The organism is Pseudomonas sp. MF6776, assembly GCF_016613125.1.
Classification (GTDB): Bacteria; Pseudomonadota; Gammaproteobacteria; order Pseudomonadales; family Pseudomonadaceae; genus Aquipseudomonas; species Aquipseudomonas iridis.
The window spans coordinates 37601-52375 of record NZ_JAENSQ010000009.1 but is presented as its reverse complement, the minus strand read 5'-3'; the positions used below and the strand labels follow the sequence as shown (position 1 = coordinate 52375).

At 58.2% G+C, this 14775-nt stretch carries 12 protein-coding genes and 1 riboswitch; of the genes, 6 read left to right on the top strand and 6 right to left on the bottom strand.

The window, feature by feature from the left end:
* Nucleotides 1-6 precede the first annotated feature (6 nt).
* Nucleotides 7-2415: a glucose/quinate/shikimate family membrane-bound PQQ-dependent dehydrogenase gene (locus JJD74_RS12620; protein WP_200614257.1), complete on the bottom strand. Its 2409-nt coding sequence runs from the start codon at nt 2413-2415 to the stop codon at nt 7-9.
* Between the two features lie 206 nt (nt 2416-2621).
* Here JJD74_RS12620 and JJD74_RS12615 point away from each other — a divergent pair, with 206 nt between their 5' ends.
* The 3 genes from JJD74_RS12615 to JJD74_RS12605 all read left to right on the top strand — a co-directional run bounded on the left by JJD74_RS12615 (nt 2622) and on the right by JJD74_RS12605 (nt 4194).
* Nucleotides 2622-2801, top strand: coding sequence for a hypothetical protein (locus JJD74_RS12615; protein ID WP_162184569.1), 180 nt, complete (start codon nt 2622-2624; stop codon nt 2799-2801).
* A complete protein-coding gene (locus JJD74_RS12610; RefSeq protein ID WP_042559099.1) occupies nt 2738-3649 on the top strand; it encodes a ZIP family metal transporter in 912 nt (303 codons plus the stop codon). The genes JJD74_RS12615 and JJD74_RS12610 overlap by 64 nt, the downstream gene beginning before the upstream one ends.
* An 83-nt stretch (nt 3650-3732) precedes the next feature.
* Nucleotides 3733-4194, top strand: coding sequence for a GNAT family N-acetyltransferase (locus JJD74_RS12605; protein WP_234451733.1), 462 nt, complete (start codon nt 3733-3735; stop codon nt 4192-4194).
* A 4-nt stretch (nt 4195-4198) separates the two neighbouring features.
* On the opposite strand, the gene JJD74_RS12600 is transcribed toward JJD74_RS12605, so the two are convergent.
* Genes JJD74_RS12600 through JJD74_RS12590 form a run of 3 tightly spaced genes read right to left on the bottom strand, consistent with a single transcriptional unit; the run spans nt 4199 to nt 7013 of the window.
* Nucleotides 4199-4990, bottom strand: coding sequence for an ABC transporter ATP-binding protein (locus JJD74_RS12600; RefSeq protein ID WP_200614253.1), 792 nt, complete (start codon nt 4988-4990; stop codon nt 4199-4201).
* Nucleotides 4987-6003: a FecCD family ABC transporter permease gene (locus JJD74_RS12595; RefSeq protein WP_042559102.1), complete on the bottom strand. Its 1017-nt coding sequence runs from the start codon at nt 6001-6003 to the stop codon at nt 4987-4989. The genes JJD74_RS12600 and JJD74_RS12595 overlap by 4 nt, the downstream gene beginning before the upstream one ends.
* On the bottom strand, nt 6000-7013 hold the full coding sequence (locus tag JJD74_RS12590) for an ABC transporter substrate-binding protein (protein WP_200614250.1): 1014 nt from the start codon (nt 7011-7013) through the stop codon (nt 6000-6002). The genes JJD74_RS12595 and JJD74_RS12590 overlap by 4 nt, the downstream gene beginning before the upstream one ends.
* 144 nt (nt 7014-7157) lie before the next feature.
* Nucleotides 7158-7350: riboswitch (cobalamin riboswitch) on the bottom strand.
* Between the two features lie 250 nt (nt 7351-7600).
* Here JJD74_RS12590 and JJD74_RS12585 point away from each other — a divergent pair.
* The gene (locus tag JJD74_RS12585; protein WP_200614247.1) at nt 7601-9106 is read left to right on the top strand and encodes a GGDEF domain-containing protein; all 1506 of its coding nucleotides are present in this window, start codon (nt 7601-7603) and stop codon (nt 9104-9106) included.
* On the opposite strand, the gene JJD74_RS12580 is transcribed toward JJD74_RS12585, so the two are convergent.
* Both JJD74_RS12580 and JJD74_RS12575 read right to left on the bottom strand, forming a co-directional pair.
* Nucleotides 9063-10271: a sensor histidine kinase gene (locus JJD74_RS12580; RefSeq protein ID WP_200614245.1), complete on the bottom strand. Its 1209-nt coding sequence runs from the start codon at nt 10269-10271 to the stop codon at nt 9063-9065. The genes JJD74_RS12585 and JJD74_RS12580 overlap by 44 nt on opposite strands.
* Before the next feature lie 188 nt (nt 10272-10459).
* A complete protein-coding gene (locus JJD74_RS12575; RefSeq protein ID WP_200614237.1) occupies nt 10460-11275 on the bottom strand; it encodes a DUF1206 domain-containing protein in 816 nt (271 codons plus the stop codon).
* Between the two features lie 327 nt (nt 11276-11602).
* Between JJD74_RS12575 and JJD74_RS12570 the strand changes: the two genes are divergently transcribed.
* Nucleotides 11603-13729 carry a TonB-dependent siderophore receptor gene (locus JJD74_RS12570; protein ID WP_200614537.1) on the top strand — a complete coding sequence of 709 codons (2127 nt, stop codon included), beginning with the start codon at nt 11603-11605 and terminating at the stop codon, nt 13727-13729.
* Between the two features lie 208 nt (nt 13730-13937).
* Nucleotides 13938-14732: a CPBP family intramembrane glutamic endopeptidase gene (locus JJD74_RS31265; protein ID WP_200614235.1), complete on the top strand. Its 795-nt coding sequence runs from the start codon at nt 13938-13940 to the stop codon at nt 14730-14732.
* Nucleotides 14733-14775: the final 43 nt, after the last annotated feature.

Here is a 14775-nt window from a genome sequence, read left to right as displayed (position 1 = left end):
AGATGTTTACGGCAGCGCGTAAGCCATCACGTAGTCGCCACGATCGGTCGACTGACGAGCACCACCGGCGGTGACAACGATGAACTGCTTGCCGGTCTTCGGCGAAACGTAAGTCATCGGACCGCCCTGGCTGCCCACAGGCAGACGCGCCTTCCAGATTTCTTCACCGTTGCCACTGTTGAAGGCGCGCAGGTAGAAGTCCTGAGTACCGGCGATAAAGATCAGGCCACCTTGAGTCGACAGCGTGCCGCCGAGGGTTGGCAGACCGACCTTGATCGGCAGGTGCATGCGGATACCCAACGGGCCCGTGTCTTCAACAGTGCCGACCGGCACTTGCCAGGCAACTTTCTGGGTTTTCATATCGATGGCGGTCAGCGTACCGAACGGCGGCGCCTGGCAAGGAATACCGGCGACCGACAGGAAGCGGTTTTTGTTCACCGCGTAAGGCGTGCCCTTGAGCGGTACGGCGCCCATGCCGGTGTTCAGTGATTCGCCACCGGAAGCGGCCTGAGCCTTGTTCTGCGACGGGATCATCTGAATCCACAGACCCAGGCGCATGTCGTTGACGAAGATGAAGCCATGCACCGGATCGGTGGAGATGCTGCCCCAGTTCATGCCGCCCAGCGAACCCGGGAAGCTCAGTGACTTGTCGGTGCCCGGCGCGGTGTACAAACCGTCATAACGCATCGACTTGAAATCGATACGGCACAACAGTTGGTCGTACGGCGTCGCGCCCCACATGTCCGATTCGGTCAGGTGCTTCGCACCGATCTGCGGCATGCCTACCGATTTTGGCTGGGTTGGCGAGTACGGCTCGTTAGGGATGTTGGCCGCTTTGACCGGCACTTCTTCAACATCGGTCAGTGGTTTGCCGGTGGCGCGATCCAACACATAAATCTGACCAGCCTTGGTACCGATGACCAGCGCCGGAATAGTTTTGCCGTCCTTGGTGAAGTCGATCAGGCTCGGCTGCATCGGCAAGTCGAAGTCCCAGAGATCGTTGTGAACGGTCTGGAACACCCACTTTTCTTCACCACTGTTGGCGTCCAGCGCGAGGATCGATGCACCGTAGGTGTGATCCAGTTTGCTGCGCTCGACACCGTAGATGTCGGTGGAAGAACTGCCCATCGGCAGGAATACGGTGTTGGTCGCCGCGTCGTAAGACATCGGCGCCCAGCTGTTCGGCGTGCTGCGCACATAGGTGCTGCCTTCGGCTGGTGCGTTGCGATCCTGCGGGTTGCCCGGATCGAATGCCCAGCGCATGGCGCCCGTCATCACATCGAAACCACGGATCACGCCGCCCGGCATGTCGGTTTGCACGTTGTCGGCCACTCGACCGCCAACGACGACGGTGGTCCCGGCCATCAGCGGTGCGGAGGACAGCTGATAGTAGCTATCCGGGACATTGCCCAGACCGGCCTTCAGATCAACCTGGCCGTTGTTGCCAAAACCCCGGCAGAACTCGCCGGTGTCGGCATCCACGGCAATCAGGCGTGCGTCGATGGTGTTGGTCAGCAAACGGCGCTGGCAGTGGGCAGGGAGGGCGGCGGCTGTGTCCTGAGCGACCGGCGAGTTTTCTGGCTTGGCGACTGCCGCCGTGGCGTCGAAGTAAGCCATGCCACGGCAACGCTGCCAGACTTTCGACTGGGCGTTGATCGAGTTTTTCCAGATTTCCTTGCCAGTGTCGGCATCCAGCGCGATCAGGTTGTTGTGCGGGGTGCAGATGAACACCTTGTTGCCGACCTGCAGCGGGGTGAGCTGATCTTCGGCACCGTTGCCATCGCTCTCGGCGACGTCACCGGTGTGGTAAGTCCATGCGACCTGCAATTTGTCGACGTTGGTACGGTTGATCTGATCGAGCGCGGCGAAGCGGCTGCCGCCTTCGGTATTGCCGTAGTGAGCCCAGTCTTTCTGTGCTTTTTCTGGCTCGACGGGGGTGAGCCCAGGACCAGTGCCGGTCGCTGCGACGGTAGGGTGGGCGACGAACATGTTGCCGGCGGCAACGGCCAGTGCAACCGCCAATACGGCGGCAACGCCATAAGCGCCACGACCAGGCACGCCACCGTTGGCACGCGTCAGCAGGGGGTAGACCAACGTAACGGCCAGGCCGACCGCGCCGAACATGAACAGACGCGAGAACAACGGCCAAAACACCAGGCCCACGTCGCTGACCGCCCAGATAGCGGTTGCGAGCAGGAACGCTGCGAACAACCAGGCACCGGCCGGCTTGTAGCGCGCGATAAGAACACCGGCGATGGCCATCGCCAGACCGCCGACCAGGAAGTACCACGAACCACCGAGGCCGACCAACTTCACGCCCCCGGCCGCCAGCGCCAGACCGAGCAGGGCGATGATCACACCCAGCCCGATCAGAATGAATTTTGATACGCCAGAGACGCGTTGACTTTGCTTCACGTTGAGAGCCCCGTTGAAATGAGGCGCCCATTATATAGTTAGGTAACTACCTAGTTAAAACACAATTTCACGCTTCAAGCGTAGTTCGTCCTTGAATCAAGCGCTCCATCGGAAGGTTCGGACCTCGTTAAGCGTTTGTTCCGTTTGGCCAAATGCTGTCGACAGGCGCAGAATCGGCGGTGAGCGCCGCCCGTCGCAGGCGCGCCATGAAAATTGCAATTATTCCTTTCGACCGCGTTTCAGATCATTGTGGAATGCCTGCACCGGTGCCGATCCTGGCGCAGGCGTGGGGTGTTCCAACTTGGAAAAATCAGGAGGATCAATGTCACAACCTGTTGCGTCTGCAAGGCCGACTCAACCGTCAAACCGACGCTGGATGGGCATGATGTTTTGGCTGGTACTGGCAGGAGTGGCGGTGCTGTTGCTGGTCAGCGGCTACGGTGCTTTGGTGAATGCCAACCGCGATAACTTGCAACTCGCCGTACTGGGCGGACTTTCCGGATTTGGTGCAACCGCACTGGGCGCCGTAGCGGCCATTGCGCTGCGCGACATCGCCGCTCGCACGCAGGACATCATGCTCGGCTTCGCCGCCGGCATGATGCTCGCCGCCAGTTCGTTTTCATTGATTCTTCCCGGTATCGAAGCTGCTCGGGAGCTTAGCGGCAGCCCATTGCTGGCTGCCGGCATCGTCGTGCTGGGATTGGGCCTGGGGGTGGCGTTGATGATCGGACTCGACCGATTCGTCCCTCACGAACATACCGAGAGTGGACGGCGCGGGCCTCAAGTCGAGCGCATCAATCGGGTCTGGTTGTTCGTCTTGGCGATTACCTTGCACAACTTGCCGGAAGGCATGGCCATCGGCGTCAGTTTCGCCAATGGCGACATGCAGGTCGGCCTGCCCCTGACAACAGCCATTGCCATTCAGGACATTCCCGAAGGCCTGGCGGTGGCTCTGGCCTTGCGGGTGACCGGTATTTCAGCGCTGCGCGCGGCGATGATTGCCATCGCATCGGGCTTGATGGAGCCGATCGGCGCGGTCGTCGGTCTGGGCATTTCCAGCAGCTTTGCCCTCGGTTATCCGATTGCGCTGGGACTTGCCGCTGGCGCGATGATTTTCGTGGTGTCCCATGAAGTGATTCCCGAAACGCACCGCAATGGCCACGAAACACCGGCGACGCTGGGTCTGATGCTCGGGTTCGGCGTGATGATGTTTCTCGACACGGCGCTGGGCTAATCGCTCATCGTCTTGTCAAAACGATGGTCAACAAAGGAGGGCATGTGTCCACATTCCACATCGAGGCCGTGGCCCGGTCAGAAATGGCCGAGGTCATCGACTTTGTCATGCAGGCTCGCGCTGAGCTTTTTCCGAAGCTGAGCGCCACAGGAATCCCGCCAGATCTGGCGAATTTTGAAGAGACTTACATAAGTGGCGCCGGACGTTTTCTGCTCGCCCGTCATGAGGGTCGCATCGTCGCCACGATCGGCTATCTACCCTATGACGATCGCTTCGAACACCTCGACTATCAGCAACTCGAGGTCGTGGAAGTGGTGCGGCTGTTTGTCGTTCCCGAGTTCAGACGCTCAGGATTGGCCAGTGAGCTTTACCAAGAACTGAAGTCGTCAGCCGAACGTGCAGGGGTTCATGTGATCTATCTGCACACGCACCCCTTCTTGCCGGGCGCGATCAATTTCTGGCTCAAGCGTGGCTTTGAGGTGATTGCTGTGGATGCCGACCCGGTTTGGCAGACGACTCATATGGATTGCCGGATTCAAAACTGACCCATCAGGAAGAGCGCAATCGCAGGATCTGCGCGCCGTCGAACGGATCAGTCAGGTAGTGCGCGTGGACACCAAACGTTTCCAGCAGGCGTTGCGCAGTCAGCACTTCAAGGGGTTTGCCGAGGGCGACGAGTCGGCCCTTTTCCAGTACGGCCAAACGATCACAAGTCAGTGCCTGATTGAGGTCGTGCAGGGCAATCACCGTGGTCACCGGCAACGCTTGAACCACATGCAAAATAGACAGTTGATGCTGGATATCCAGGTGGTTGGTGGGTTCGTCCAGCAACAGAATTTGCGGGCGCTGGGCGAGGGCGCGAGCGATGTGCACACGCTGGCGCTCGCCACCGGAAAGGCTGCGCCAGGAGCGATTGCGCAGATGCGCCGCGTCAACATCGCGCAAGGCCTGATCGACGATGCCGTCGTCCTCGGCAGACCACGGACTGAGCGCCGACAGCCATGGCGTTCGACCCAGCGCTACTGCGTCAAACACGCTGATCGCGTCGAGGGTGTCCGCCTGTTGCTCAACCACTGCCAGCGTTTGCGCGACGGTTCGGCGCGATAGCGTCTTCAAGCGCTGGCCGTGGAGATGGATGTCGCCACGACTGGGCGCGCGTACGCCGCAGAGTAATTTCAGCAAAGTGGATTTGCCGGAACCGTTGGGGCCGACAAGGCCAAGGGTTTCGCCGCGGCGGATGTCCAGATCGATCTCGTGCAGCAACCGTGCATCGCGGATATCAAAGCCGAGGCCGCAGCACTGCAGTACCGATTCGCCGACAGCTGGGGACAGCGTATTCATCGGGCATTCCTCCGGCCGATCAGGATCAGCGCGAACACCGGCGCACCGACCAGCGCGGTAATCACGCCGACCGGGATCACCTGGCCTTTAATGAGCGTGCGCGACAGCACATCAGCAGCAATCAGAAACACCGCGCCACCCAGTGCACTCGCTGGCAGCAGACGCGTGTGTCGAGTGCCGAGCAACAGCCTTACAGCATGGGGAATGACCAGACCCACGAAACCGATCGAGCCGACAATCGATACCATCACAGCCGTCACCAATGCGGCACAACTGATCAACAGTAATTGCACGCGACGCACCGGAATCCCGAGCGAGGCAGCTGAATCTACACCGAAGGTAAACGCGTCCAGCGCACGCCGATGCCACAGGCACACAACGAGCCCGATGACCGCCACCGGCACCGCCAGCCACACCGATGGCCAGCGCACGCCGCTGAGATTGCCGAGCATCCAGAACATGATGCCGCGAGCCTGTTCGGAACTGGCCGACTTGGTGATCAGAAATGCCGTGAGCGCATTGAACAGCTGCGAGCCGGCGATCCCCGCCAAAATGATCTGGCCGGTATTACCCGGTGAGCCAGCGGCGCGGCCGAGCAAAACCACCACGGCGAACGCCACAACAGCGCCGCCGAACGCGCCAACTGACATGGAAATCGCCCCCGCGCCGAAACCGAGCAACGCGACCATCACCGCGCCCGTCGAAGCACCAGCGGAAATGCCCAGCAGATACGGATCGGCCAACGGGTTGCGCAGCAGCGATTGCAGAATCACCCCGCAAGTCGCCAGGCCAGCGCCGCAAGCGGCAGCCACCAGCGCGCGAGTCAGGCGATAGTTCCAGACGATGCCTTCGTCGATCGGATCAAGAACATACCCGGCCGCCCACAGTTTGTTGGCCAGCACCTGAAACACCACGATGGGATCAATGGTTGTCTCACCAATGGCCACACCCGCAATCACCGCTAAAAGCAGGATCGTCAGTGCAAGCAAAGTGCGTATCAACGTCGCGGTCATTTGGACAGGTCGTATCCGTTGATGGCGCTCGCCAGTGCGGCGATACCGTCGAATGTGCGCATGCTGGCCTGCATGGCCATGGCGTCGAGAATAATGATGCGGTTGTTTTTCACCGCGTCCATGTTGCGGGTCACGGGATCGTTGCGCAGGAATTCCAGCTTCTTCAGGTAGTCATCAGCCGGGAAGCGCCGGCGATCCATGCGTGCGATGACCAGGAACGTCGGGTTGGCTTTGGCGATGGTTTCCCAGCCGACGGTTGGCCATTCCTCATCGGACTCCACGACGTTGCGCACGCCCAGCGTGTTGAGCATGAAGTCTGGAACGCCTTTGTGCCCGGCGACGTACGGGTCGATATCCAGACTGGCACTGGAAAACCAGACCAACGCGCTGATGTCTTTCGAGTTCTTTCCACTCGCCATGGCAATGGACTTGGCGAGGCTTGCCTTGAGGTCTGTGTTCAGCTGCTGCGCACGCGCCTGGACATCAAACATCTCACCGAACTGGGTGATGCTTTTATAGATGCTGTCGATGCGAAACGGCGCCAGACGCGTGCCGTCGGAACCGACCAGATTGTCCTTGGCCTCGCAGTCAGACGGCATCAGATAAGTCGGAATCTTCAGTTCGTGAAACTGTTCGCGGGTGCCGACCGCGCCTTGTGGCCCGACCATCCATTCCAGTTCGACAGCCACCAGTTGCGGGCGCTTGGCAATCACCGATTCGAAACTTGGTTCGTTATCGGCCAAGCGCTCGATGTTGTCGTTTTTCGCCTTGTACTGCGGCAGCACATCGTTGAACCACAGCGATGTGCCGACCATTTTGTCAGCCAGCCCGAGCGCAAAAAGCATTTCCGTGCCGGCCTGGCCGATGGTCACCGCACGGGCAGGAGCCTGCGCGAAGGTCAGCGTGCTGCCGCAGTTTTCAATCGTCAGGGGGTACTGCGTCGGTACAGCATGGGCTAGGGCGCCAACACCCAGGCCAACGACGAGGGCGACAAAACGAGGCAACAGCATGATGCAATCTCCATTTGAACCGTACACGGAGCCAGGGTGCAGGTTCTGGAAACACATCGCTCACGCTGCCTTAAAAGCAGTGCCAGGCCGATCACCGAAGTGACGCGCGCAAAAGGATGTCCTTCCCGGACACCCCGCCGGTTAGTGATTGTTGCTTGGCCGGCAGGTCTCCTGACTGATGCGTCGTCGCCTGCGTCAGCCTTCCCGGGAGCAATCCCAGTGGCAGTTCGGACTAAGGCTCAGCATCTACAGTTGCGGGGGCAGTTCCGTTTGATGCGTTGGGCGCATCACGGATTCCCTATTAATCCCAATTGGAAACCGGCGGGCGGCATGGTATCCGATCGTGGCGGTTGAGGCGAACGGGCGTGCTCGTTTAAGGGGTCGGGCGGCGTCAGCAGGAGGGCTGGTGAGGACAACAGACCATTAAAGTACTTTTATGCGCAGCACCTTTTTCTCCCACTATTCAGTTACTGCAACGATTTAGCGCAACTTGTATCCTTGCGTTACACGAGGACGAATGGCCCCAGCTATTGCCCTGACCCAATAGTCACGGGAACGGAAAACCGGACTTTTCTGAAGGTAATGACGTGAAGCGTGATTCGCACCTGGTTGTGCTTTTGCTGTTCGTGATCGGTTGCTCTCTGGCGTCATTGACGGTCTGGAAAGTATTGGCCTCGCGAGATCGAGCACTGGAGGAAGTGGATGTCCACGGCTTGAACCTGACCCAGGCGCTTTCTACCTACTCCGAGGGGATTGTTCGCCAGAGCTCGCTGCTTTTACTCGGGCTTGTCGAGCGCCTGGAAATCGAAGGTAGCGGCCCCGCGCAGATTCAGCGGCTGAGTGCATTGATCATCCGCCAGGAATCGTTGATGCCACAGCTCAGTGGTATCACGATTTACGACAATCAGGGACGCTGGCTGATGTCCTCCAACCGACCGATTCCGGCCGGGGCGAATAGCAGCGATCGGGCCTATTTCATTCATCATCGCGACGATCCCAGCCGTGAGACCTTTATCGGTCCGCCTATCCAGAGCCGCTCCAATCAGGAATGGGTGATCACCCTCAGCCGCCGCTTCAATGATGCGCGCGGAGAGTTTGCCGGAGTGGTGGCGGTCACGTTGGGCGTCGAAAACTTTCTTCGGTTGTTCGGAAAGATCGACGTGGGGCAGGAGGGCGCCATCGGGTTGTCCTACACCGATGGTACGTTGCTGGTTCGTTATCCATTCCGCGAGCAGGACATGGGTCGCAACTTTTCCCAATCGCCCATCTATGCCAAGTATCTGGTGGATCGATCAGTCGGCACCGCGTCGTTTACATCCAGCCTGGATGGTGTGGAGCGGCTCTACGCTTTCCGCAAGAGTGACCGGCTGCCGCTGATAACAACGGTGGCACTCGGCAAGCGCGAAGCCCTCGCCGCGTGGCGCACGGAGGCATTGTTGTCGGCGGTGGTGGTAACCGGGCTGCTGGGGCTCACGGGCCTCATCGGCTGGTTCCTGATTGTGGATATCCGTCGGCGTACCAGGGCAGAAGATCAGTTGCGAGGAACCCAGCAGCAGTTGCTCTCAACCAATCGGCAACTGGAGTTGCTGGCGATGAAAGATGCCCTGACCGGTCTGGCCAATCGACGCTGCTTTGATCAAAGCCTCGCCATGGAAGCCCGGCGCGCACGACGTGACGGTACGACGTTGGCGTTGCTGATGATCGATATCGACCACTTCAAGCTGTTCAATGACTCACTCGGGCATGTTGCCGGAGACGCCTGTCTGCAAACCGTTGGCAGAATCCTGGACGAATGTGTGCGGCGTCCGTCGGACCTGGTGGCCCGATATGGCGGTGAAGAGATGGCCGTGATCATGCCTGACACCGACAGCGACGGCGCCGCAATAGTGGCGCAACTGATCATCGACCGCTTGCAGCAAGCAAACATCCCCCACACCGCCAGCCCGCTCGGACGCGTCAGTGTCAGCATCGGGATTGCGACCGCCACGGTGTCGGAACTGGATCACCTGCAAGGTTTGATCGAGGTGGCCGATCAGGCGTTGTACACCGCTAAGGCACGGGGTCGAAATCAGTATGTGAGGGGTGGGCTGTAAGTGTCATTTGCTGCAGATGCCAGGAATCGTTGTGCTTGCGATGAAGCTTTGGAACCGTGACGACGAAGGTAGTACCGCTTTGCGAATCCGAAGTGACCTCGATGACGCCGCCGTGCGATGTAACGATCTCTGAAGCAATAAACAACCCCAGTCCCAAGCCTTCACTTGGGTCATGGTCGATGATCGAGTGCTGAGAAAAACGGCCCATCGGGTTGAAGATGAACGGCATCACATCATCTGGAATGGGCTCACCGCTGTTATGCACGGTGAAAATCACATACTCCTCATCGGTATCCAGAGTAACGGTCACTGGCCGTTGGTTATCGCCATGCTGCACGGCATTGCCGATCAGGTTGGAAAGAACCTGCTCCATCCGTGCGCCATCGAATTCACCATGACAGGATCTTTTTGGCTCGAAGAGGATCGCGGCACTCGGGTAGAACGCCCGCAGTTCATCAACGATGCGCTCGCACAAGGGCAACAAATCCAGGCGCTCTGTTTTAACAGGTATGCCGGGGCCCATCTGGCAACGTGTCAAATCCAGCAGGTCACCGACAATCTGACTGGCGCGCTTGACGCTGGTGTAAATTTGCGTGGAAATCTTCGTGGCCTTGGTGCCGATGTCTTCTGAGCGCCGCAACATGTCGGCGCCGAGCAAGATCGCGCCCAGCGGGGTTCTCAGATCATGGCCAAGGATGCCCAGAAATAGATTCCGTGACGCTTCAACGGCTCGCGAATAGCTTGCAATTGACTCGGCGAGGGCTTGGTCGATTGCCTCATGAAATCTCGTCATGTCATCGATGTCGAGTGGCGTGCCGGCCTTGATCTGTTTAGACCACTGGTTGAGTACGCTGGCTCTGAGCGCGCGATATTCGGAGACCATCTGATCGATCGTGAAGCCTGCCATGAGCCGCGTGACCGCGTGGGTTTCAGCGGGTGTTTCCAGATCGTTGGACGGGGCATTGCCATGCGCCTTCGCCAGTTGTTCTTTTGCAGTCTGTTTAGTCCGTAGATCGAGCACTATGGCGTCGAGCATCTGTTCGGCATGATCACGCAGGGCTTCTGTGTCCAGCGGTGCACCGGGCGTCTCAATCGTTCGCGCAAAATCGTCCCAGTCCTGCAGAATCGGCTCGAGGTTGGCGGTGATGAAGTCGGACAGTCGCATTTGCATGGATCCTGGTCAGGAGGGCGAGTTCCAGACAGGAGTGACGGGGAAGCCGCAACGTGAAGTAGAACACGGATTTGCTGTTTTGCTGCGCTGTCCTATGAAACGCTGCGCCCTGAACGCTGATTGCGTTATGCGTATAAGGGCGCTCGCCTTACAACTTCCTGCGACCAGCATTCACTTTGCCGCTAGTGCTTCTCTACGCCCGGCACGTCCATGTTTATTTTGCGCCAGGCGCCTTCGGAGAAACTGTAAACCGAGAAGGCGATCAACCCCAACGCCATCACCATCAGAATCAAACCGCCAAAAGGCATACTTTGCAGAGCATCAAGGGCTTCCTTCATGCCCGGGGGATTCGTGGCTTTGTAAAGAGAGCCGCTGATCGCCATTAGCACTGCAATCTCGATAAACACCACGCCTCGTGCAATCAGTCCGAATCGCGACACCGGGCGGATATAGCGCATAACGTCTTCGTCAGCTTCAAAGTACTTCTCGAACGACGCTTTCCAGCCTTTGATGATGTGCGCAATGCCGACACCAAACGGAACTAGCGCAACAAGGTAGATCAGCAGGTTCGAATGCTCGAACGACAAAAGATGCGCTAACAAATCCTTCGTCTTGCCATCCCCGGCGTTACCCGAGCTTCCAGCACCACTGACGAGCAGGCCCAATGCAAAAAACGCCAGCGCGCCATTGACCAGACCTCCCGCGAACAAACCTGCACGAATGACGAGCCCCTTGAATTCGGTACCGTGATGATCAACGTCGCGAATAGCTTGCAGCACGCGCCACGCCGCGAAGGCGAGTAGACCTGCCACCACCAGTCCAATCAAAACATACCCAAATGGCTGGCTCAGCAGTGCCTCGAGGCTTTTATGACTGTCTTTTGGTTTCGTAGCGTCTTGAGCCGCCAGCAGCGCGAATATCCCAATGATCAGATACATAACGCCCCGAGCGGCGTAACCGCAACGCGCGAGCAGAACAAGGGTGTGTTGGGCGAGCATTTAAATGTTTCCGAGCAGAGAAGTTGTATACGAGCAGACCCGCCGCGGCTGCAGGGGTTCGATAAAGCGCTGTGCGGCGACCTGAAGGGTTGTGAGTCGTTACTGGCAATGGGCAACACCCAGCTTTTTGCATTGTCACCATGCGTGGATGCATTGGTTACGCAAGTTGAGTTGTCTGGAAGGATCGATCTTCAACACGGCCATTCAAGTAGTGTTGATAAATACAAATGCGAATACGTATCAAATGCTGAAAATGTCAGATATTATTTCCCGCGAATTATTGGCACGTATGCCGTCCCATTTGGCTATTTCCTCAAGGTCTCCTCGATGCGTCGTACTCTGCTTTCCATCTGCGTGCTTCAGGCGTTTTCCGCTTCCTCCTGGGCGGAGCAGGCGACATCCGATACAACCATTCTGGAGTTGGAGGCGACCGACATCGTCGGTACTGCGCAGTACGAAGCCGCCCAAGGGCCGGTGAAGGGCTACCGAGCAACGCGCTCTGCCAGCGCAACACGAACCGACACGTCGATTCACGAGACCCCGCAGTCAATGAGCGTGGTGACCAAAGACGCTGTCGAAGACATCGGCGCTACCCGGCTTCAGGACGCGCTTGATTACGCCGGAGGAGTAGGGCGGGCCAATAACTTCGGAGGCCAGGGACTGACTACTTTCACGGTGCGTGGATTTACCACGGGCGAGTTCTATCGCAACGGTTTCCCGATCAACCGTGGTTATCCGAACATGCCCGATGCGAACACCATCGAGCGTCTTGAAGTACTGCGAGGCCCCGCTACTACTCTCTATGGCCGAGGTGATCCAGGTGGCACGTTCAACGTGGTCTCCAAACAGCCTTTGATGGAGCGCACCGTGACCCTGGGCAGCCAACTCGATGATCAGGGAATGAAGCGTGGCACGCTGGATGCTTCCGGCCCGATCGACGAAGAAGGCCGACTGGCCTATCGCTTGAATGTGGTGGGTGAGGGCGGTGATACCTTCCGCGATCATGTTGAAACCGAGCGCTATGGCGTGACGCCGGTTATTTCCTGGCAGGCCAACGACGATACCAAGGTGATCTTCGAGGGTGATTTCATGCGCAATAATCACCCGCTGGATCGTGGTGTCACGCGTTATCCGAATCAGATCGGTACCGCGTCTCGCGATACCTTCTTTGGCGAAAAAGATGTTGGCAAATTGCACAACGACAACAACATGGCGCAGCTGCGTTTCGAACATCTACTGAGCGATACCTGGACGTTGGGCGGTGGTTTCCAATGGCTCGATGGGACACTGCAGGGCAACGCCATTGAAGCGAATGGCGTCGCTGCCGACGGGCGCACGCTGGGGCGTAACTTCAACTATCGCAAACTGGAGTGGACGGACAAGGATACCCAACTGAACCTCACCGGACATTTCTCAACCGGGGGCTTCGATCACACGCTGTTGACCGGAATCGAGTACGAGGATTACGACTACAAGTCCATCATCCAGCGTTCCAGTGGCGCGGTAGGTGCCTACCCGATTGATATCTTCAATCCGGTATATGGTCAGGCGCGTCCCGCCCTGACCCGTACGCCGACCCACGACAAGGAAAATCTCAAGACCTACGCCGCCTTCATCCAGGATCAAGTGGCATTGACCGAGCGCCTGAAAGTTCTGGCGGGCGCCCGTTTCGAACGTTTCGAGCATGACTACGAAACCTATGTACCGGGCGGCAAAAGCTGGGAGGCAAGCGACAATGCGGTGACTCCGCGTCTTGGCTTACTTTATGACCTTACCGATACCGTCGCGGTGTATGCCAATACCGCGCGCTCATTCAAACCCAATACGGGAGCAAGTCGGCAGGGCGGCGGTTTTGAACCGGAAAAGGGTAAGTCTTATGAGATGGGGATCAAATGGGAGGCGCTGGATCGCCAGTTAAGCGTCGACGCAGCGATCTACCAGATTGAAAAACGAAACGTCCTCACCACCGATCCCGTGGACTCTACTTTCAGCGTGGCCGCTGGAGAGGTGTGCAGCCGTGGCTTTGATCTCAACGTCGCTGGCAACGTAACCCCAGAGTGGCGGGTGATTGGCGGTTATGCCTATGTGGACGCTGAAGTCACCAAGGACAATGTAATCCAGTCGGGCACACGACTGATGAACATTCCGAAGAACAGCTTCAGCCTGCTCAACGTTTATGAATTTCAGGATGGCAATCTGAAGGGATTGGGTTTGGGTATGGGCGGCAAGTACGTTGACGAACGTGCCGGTCAGACTGCTAACACGGCGTTTTCAATGGGCAGTTACACCGTTGTCGATTTGCTCAGCTTCTACAAGATCAACGACAAGGTCAGGCTTAATCTTGATGTGAAGAATGTTTTCGACCGCGACTATGAAGAAGGCGCCTTCGGCAATGTCTACGCATACCCTGGTGAACCGCGAACCGTTCAAGTGGGTGTTTCTTACACCTTGTAGATGATCCGGACGCACCGACGACCTGACGCTAAGCAAATAGACACGCTCGCTCTGCTTTTCTGACAATTTCCCAACCAGCACCAGCAGATAGGGCTGGTTGTCTCTGTCAGCGGGGTGTCTTTGCTCGGCGTACGAAAACGCCTTGCGACTCGGCCCAGCACTGCTACGGTGAATGGCAGTGTGGAGTTCCGTCGCAGAGAGGTCCCCCGTGGATAACCGCAAGCAGGTAAGTGCCGACGAATCCGCGGCAGTTCAGCTTTTCCGTTGGCTGGAGTACCCCGACGACGACTTCCCGTACTACAACGGCAAGCCCATGGGCCTTTCAGGCAAACAATGGCTGCTGTTAATGCTTGGGGTGGTGGCCGGGTTCCTGGTGCTAATAGCGCCGTTGCCATTGTTTGCAGGAAGCGTTGGGCAATTCATTCCCGCAATCCTGTTCTTCGCCATCCCGCTGGCGGTGCTGGCATGGGTCACGCGGCAACATGGCTGGGCATTGTTCCGCAGGGTCACGATCCGCGACATCAAGTGGATGATACTGTTCGCGCTGCTCAACATCGTGGTGACCATGGTCATCGGCCTGGTGGTCATGAAGACCATAGGCATGCACTCGAACCCGGTTTTCGCCGGGCTGGCGACGCAAACATCCGTCGAGCACTTGCTCTTCTTTCTCAAGACGCTGCCGCAGCTATTGGGCGAGGAGGTGCTGACGATTTTGCCATTCCTCGCAATCATGACGTTCCTGTTTGCGCGGCTACACTGGTCACGCAAGGGGGCGATCATCGGTGCCTGGCTCTTGTCGGCCCTGCTATTCGGCGCGGCGCACTTGCCGACCTACGATTGGAACATGGTGCAGGCGTTCGTTGTCATCGGCAGCGCGCGGCTGATTCTGCTGCTGCCCTACATCATGACGAAGAACATCTGGGTCTCCACGGGCGCTCATATACTCAACGACTGGACGCTTTTCATTATCGCCCTGTTGGTTGCGCTACCCTCTGGGCATTAAGGCGTCGCTGAATTGCGCGATCGGCAGGGCGAAGCCCTGTTGG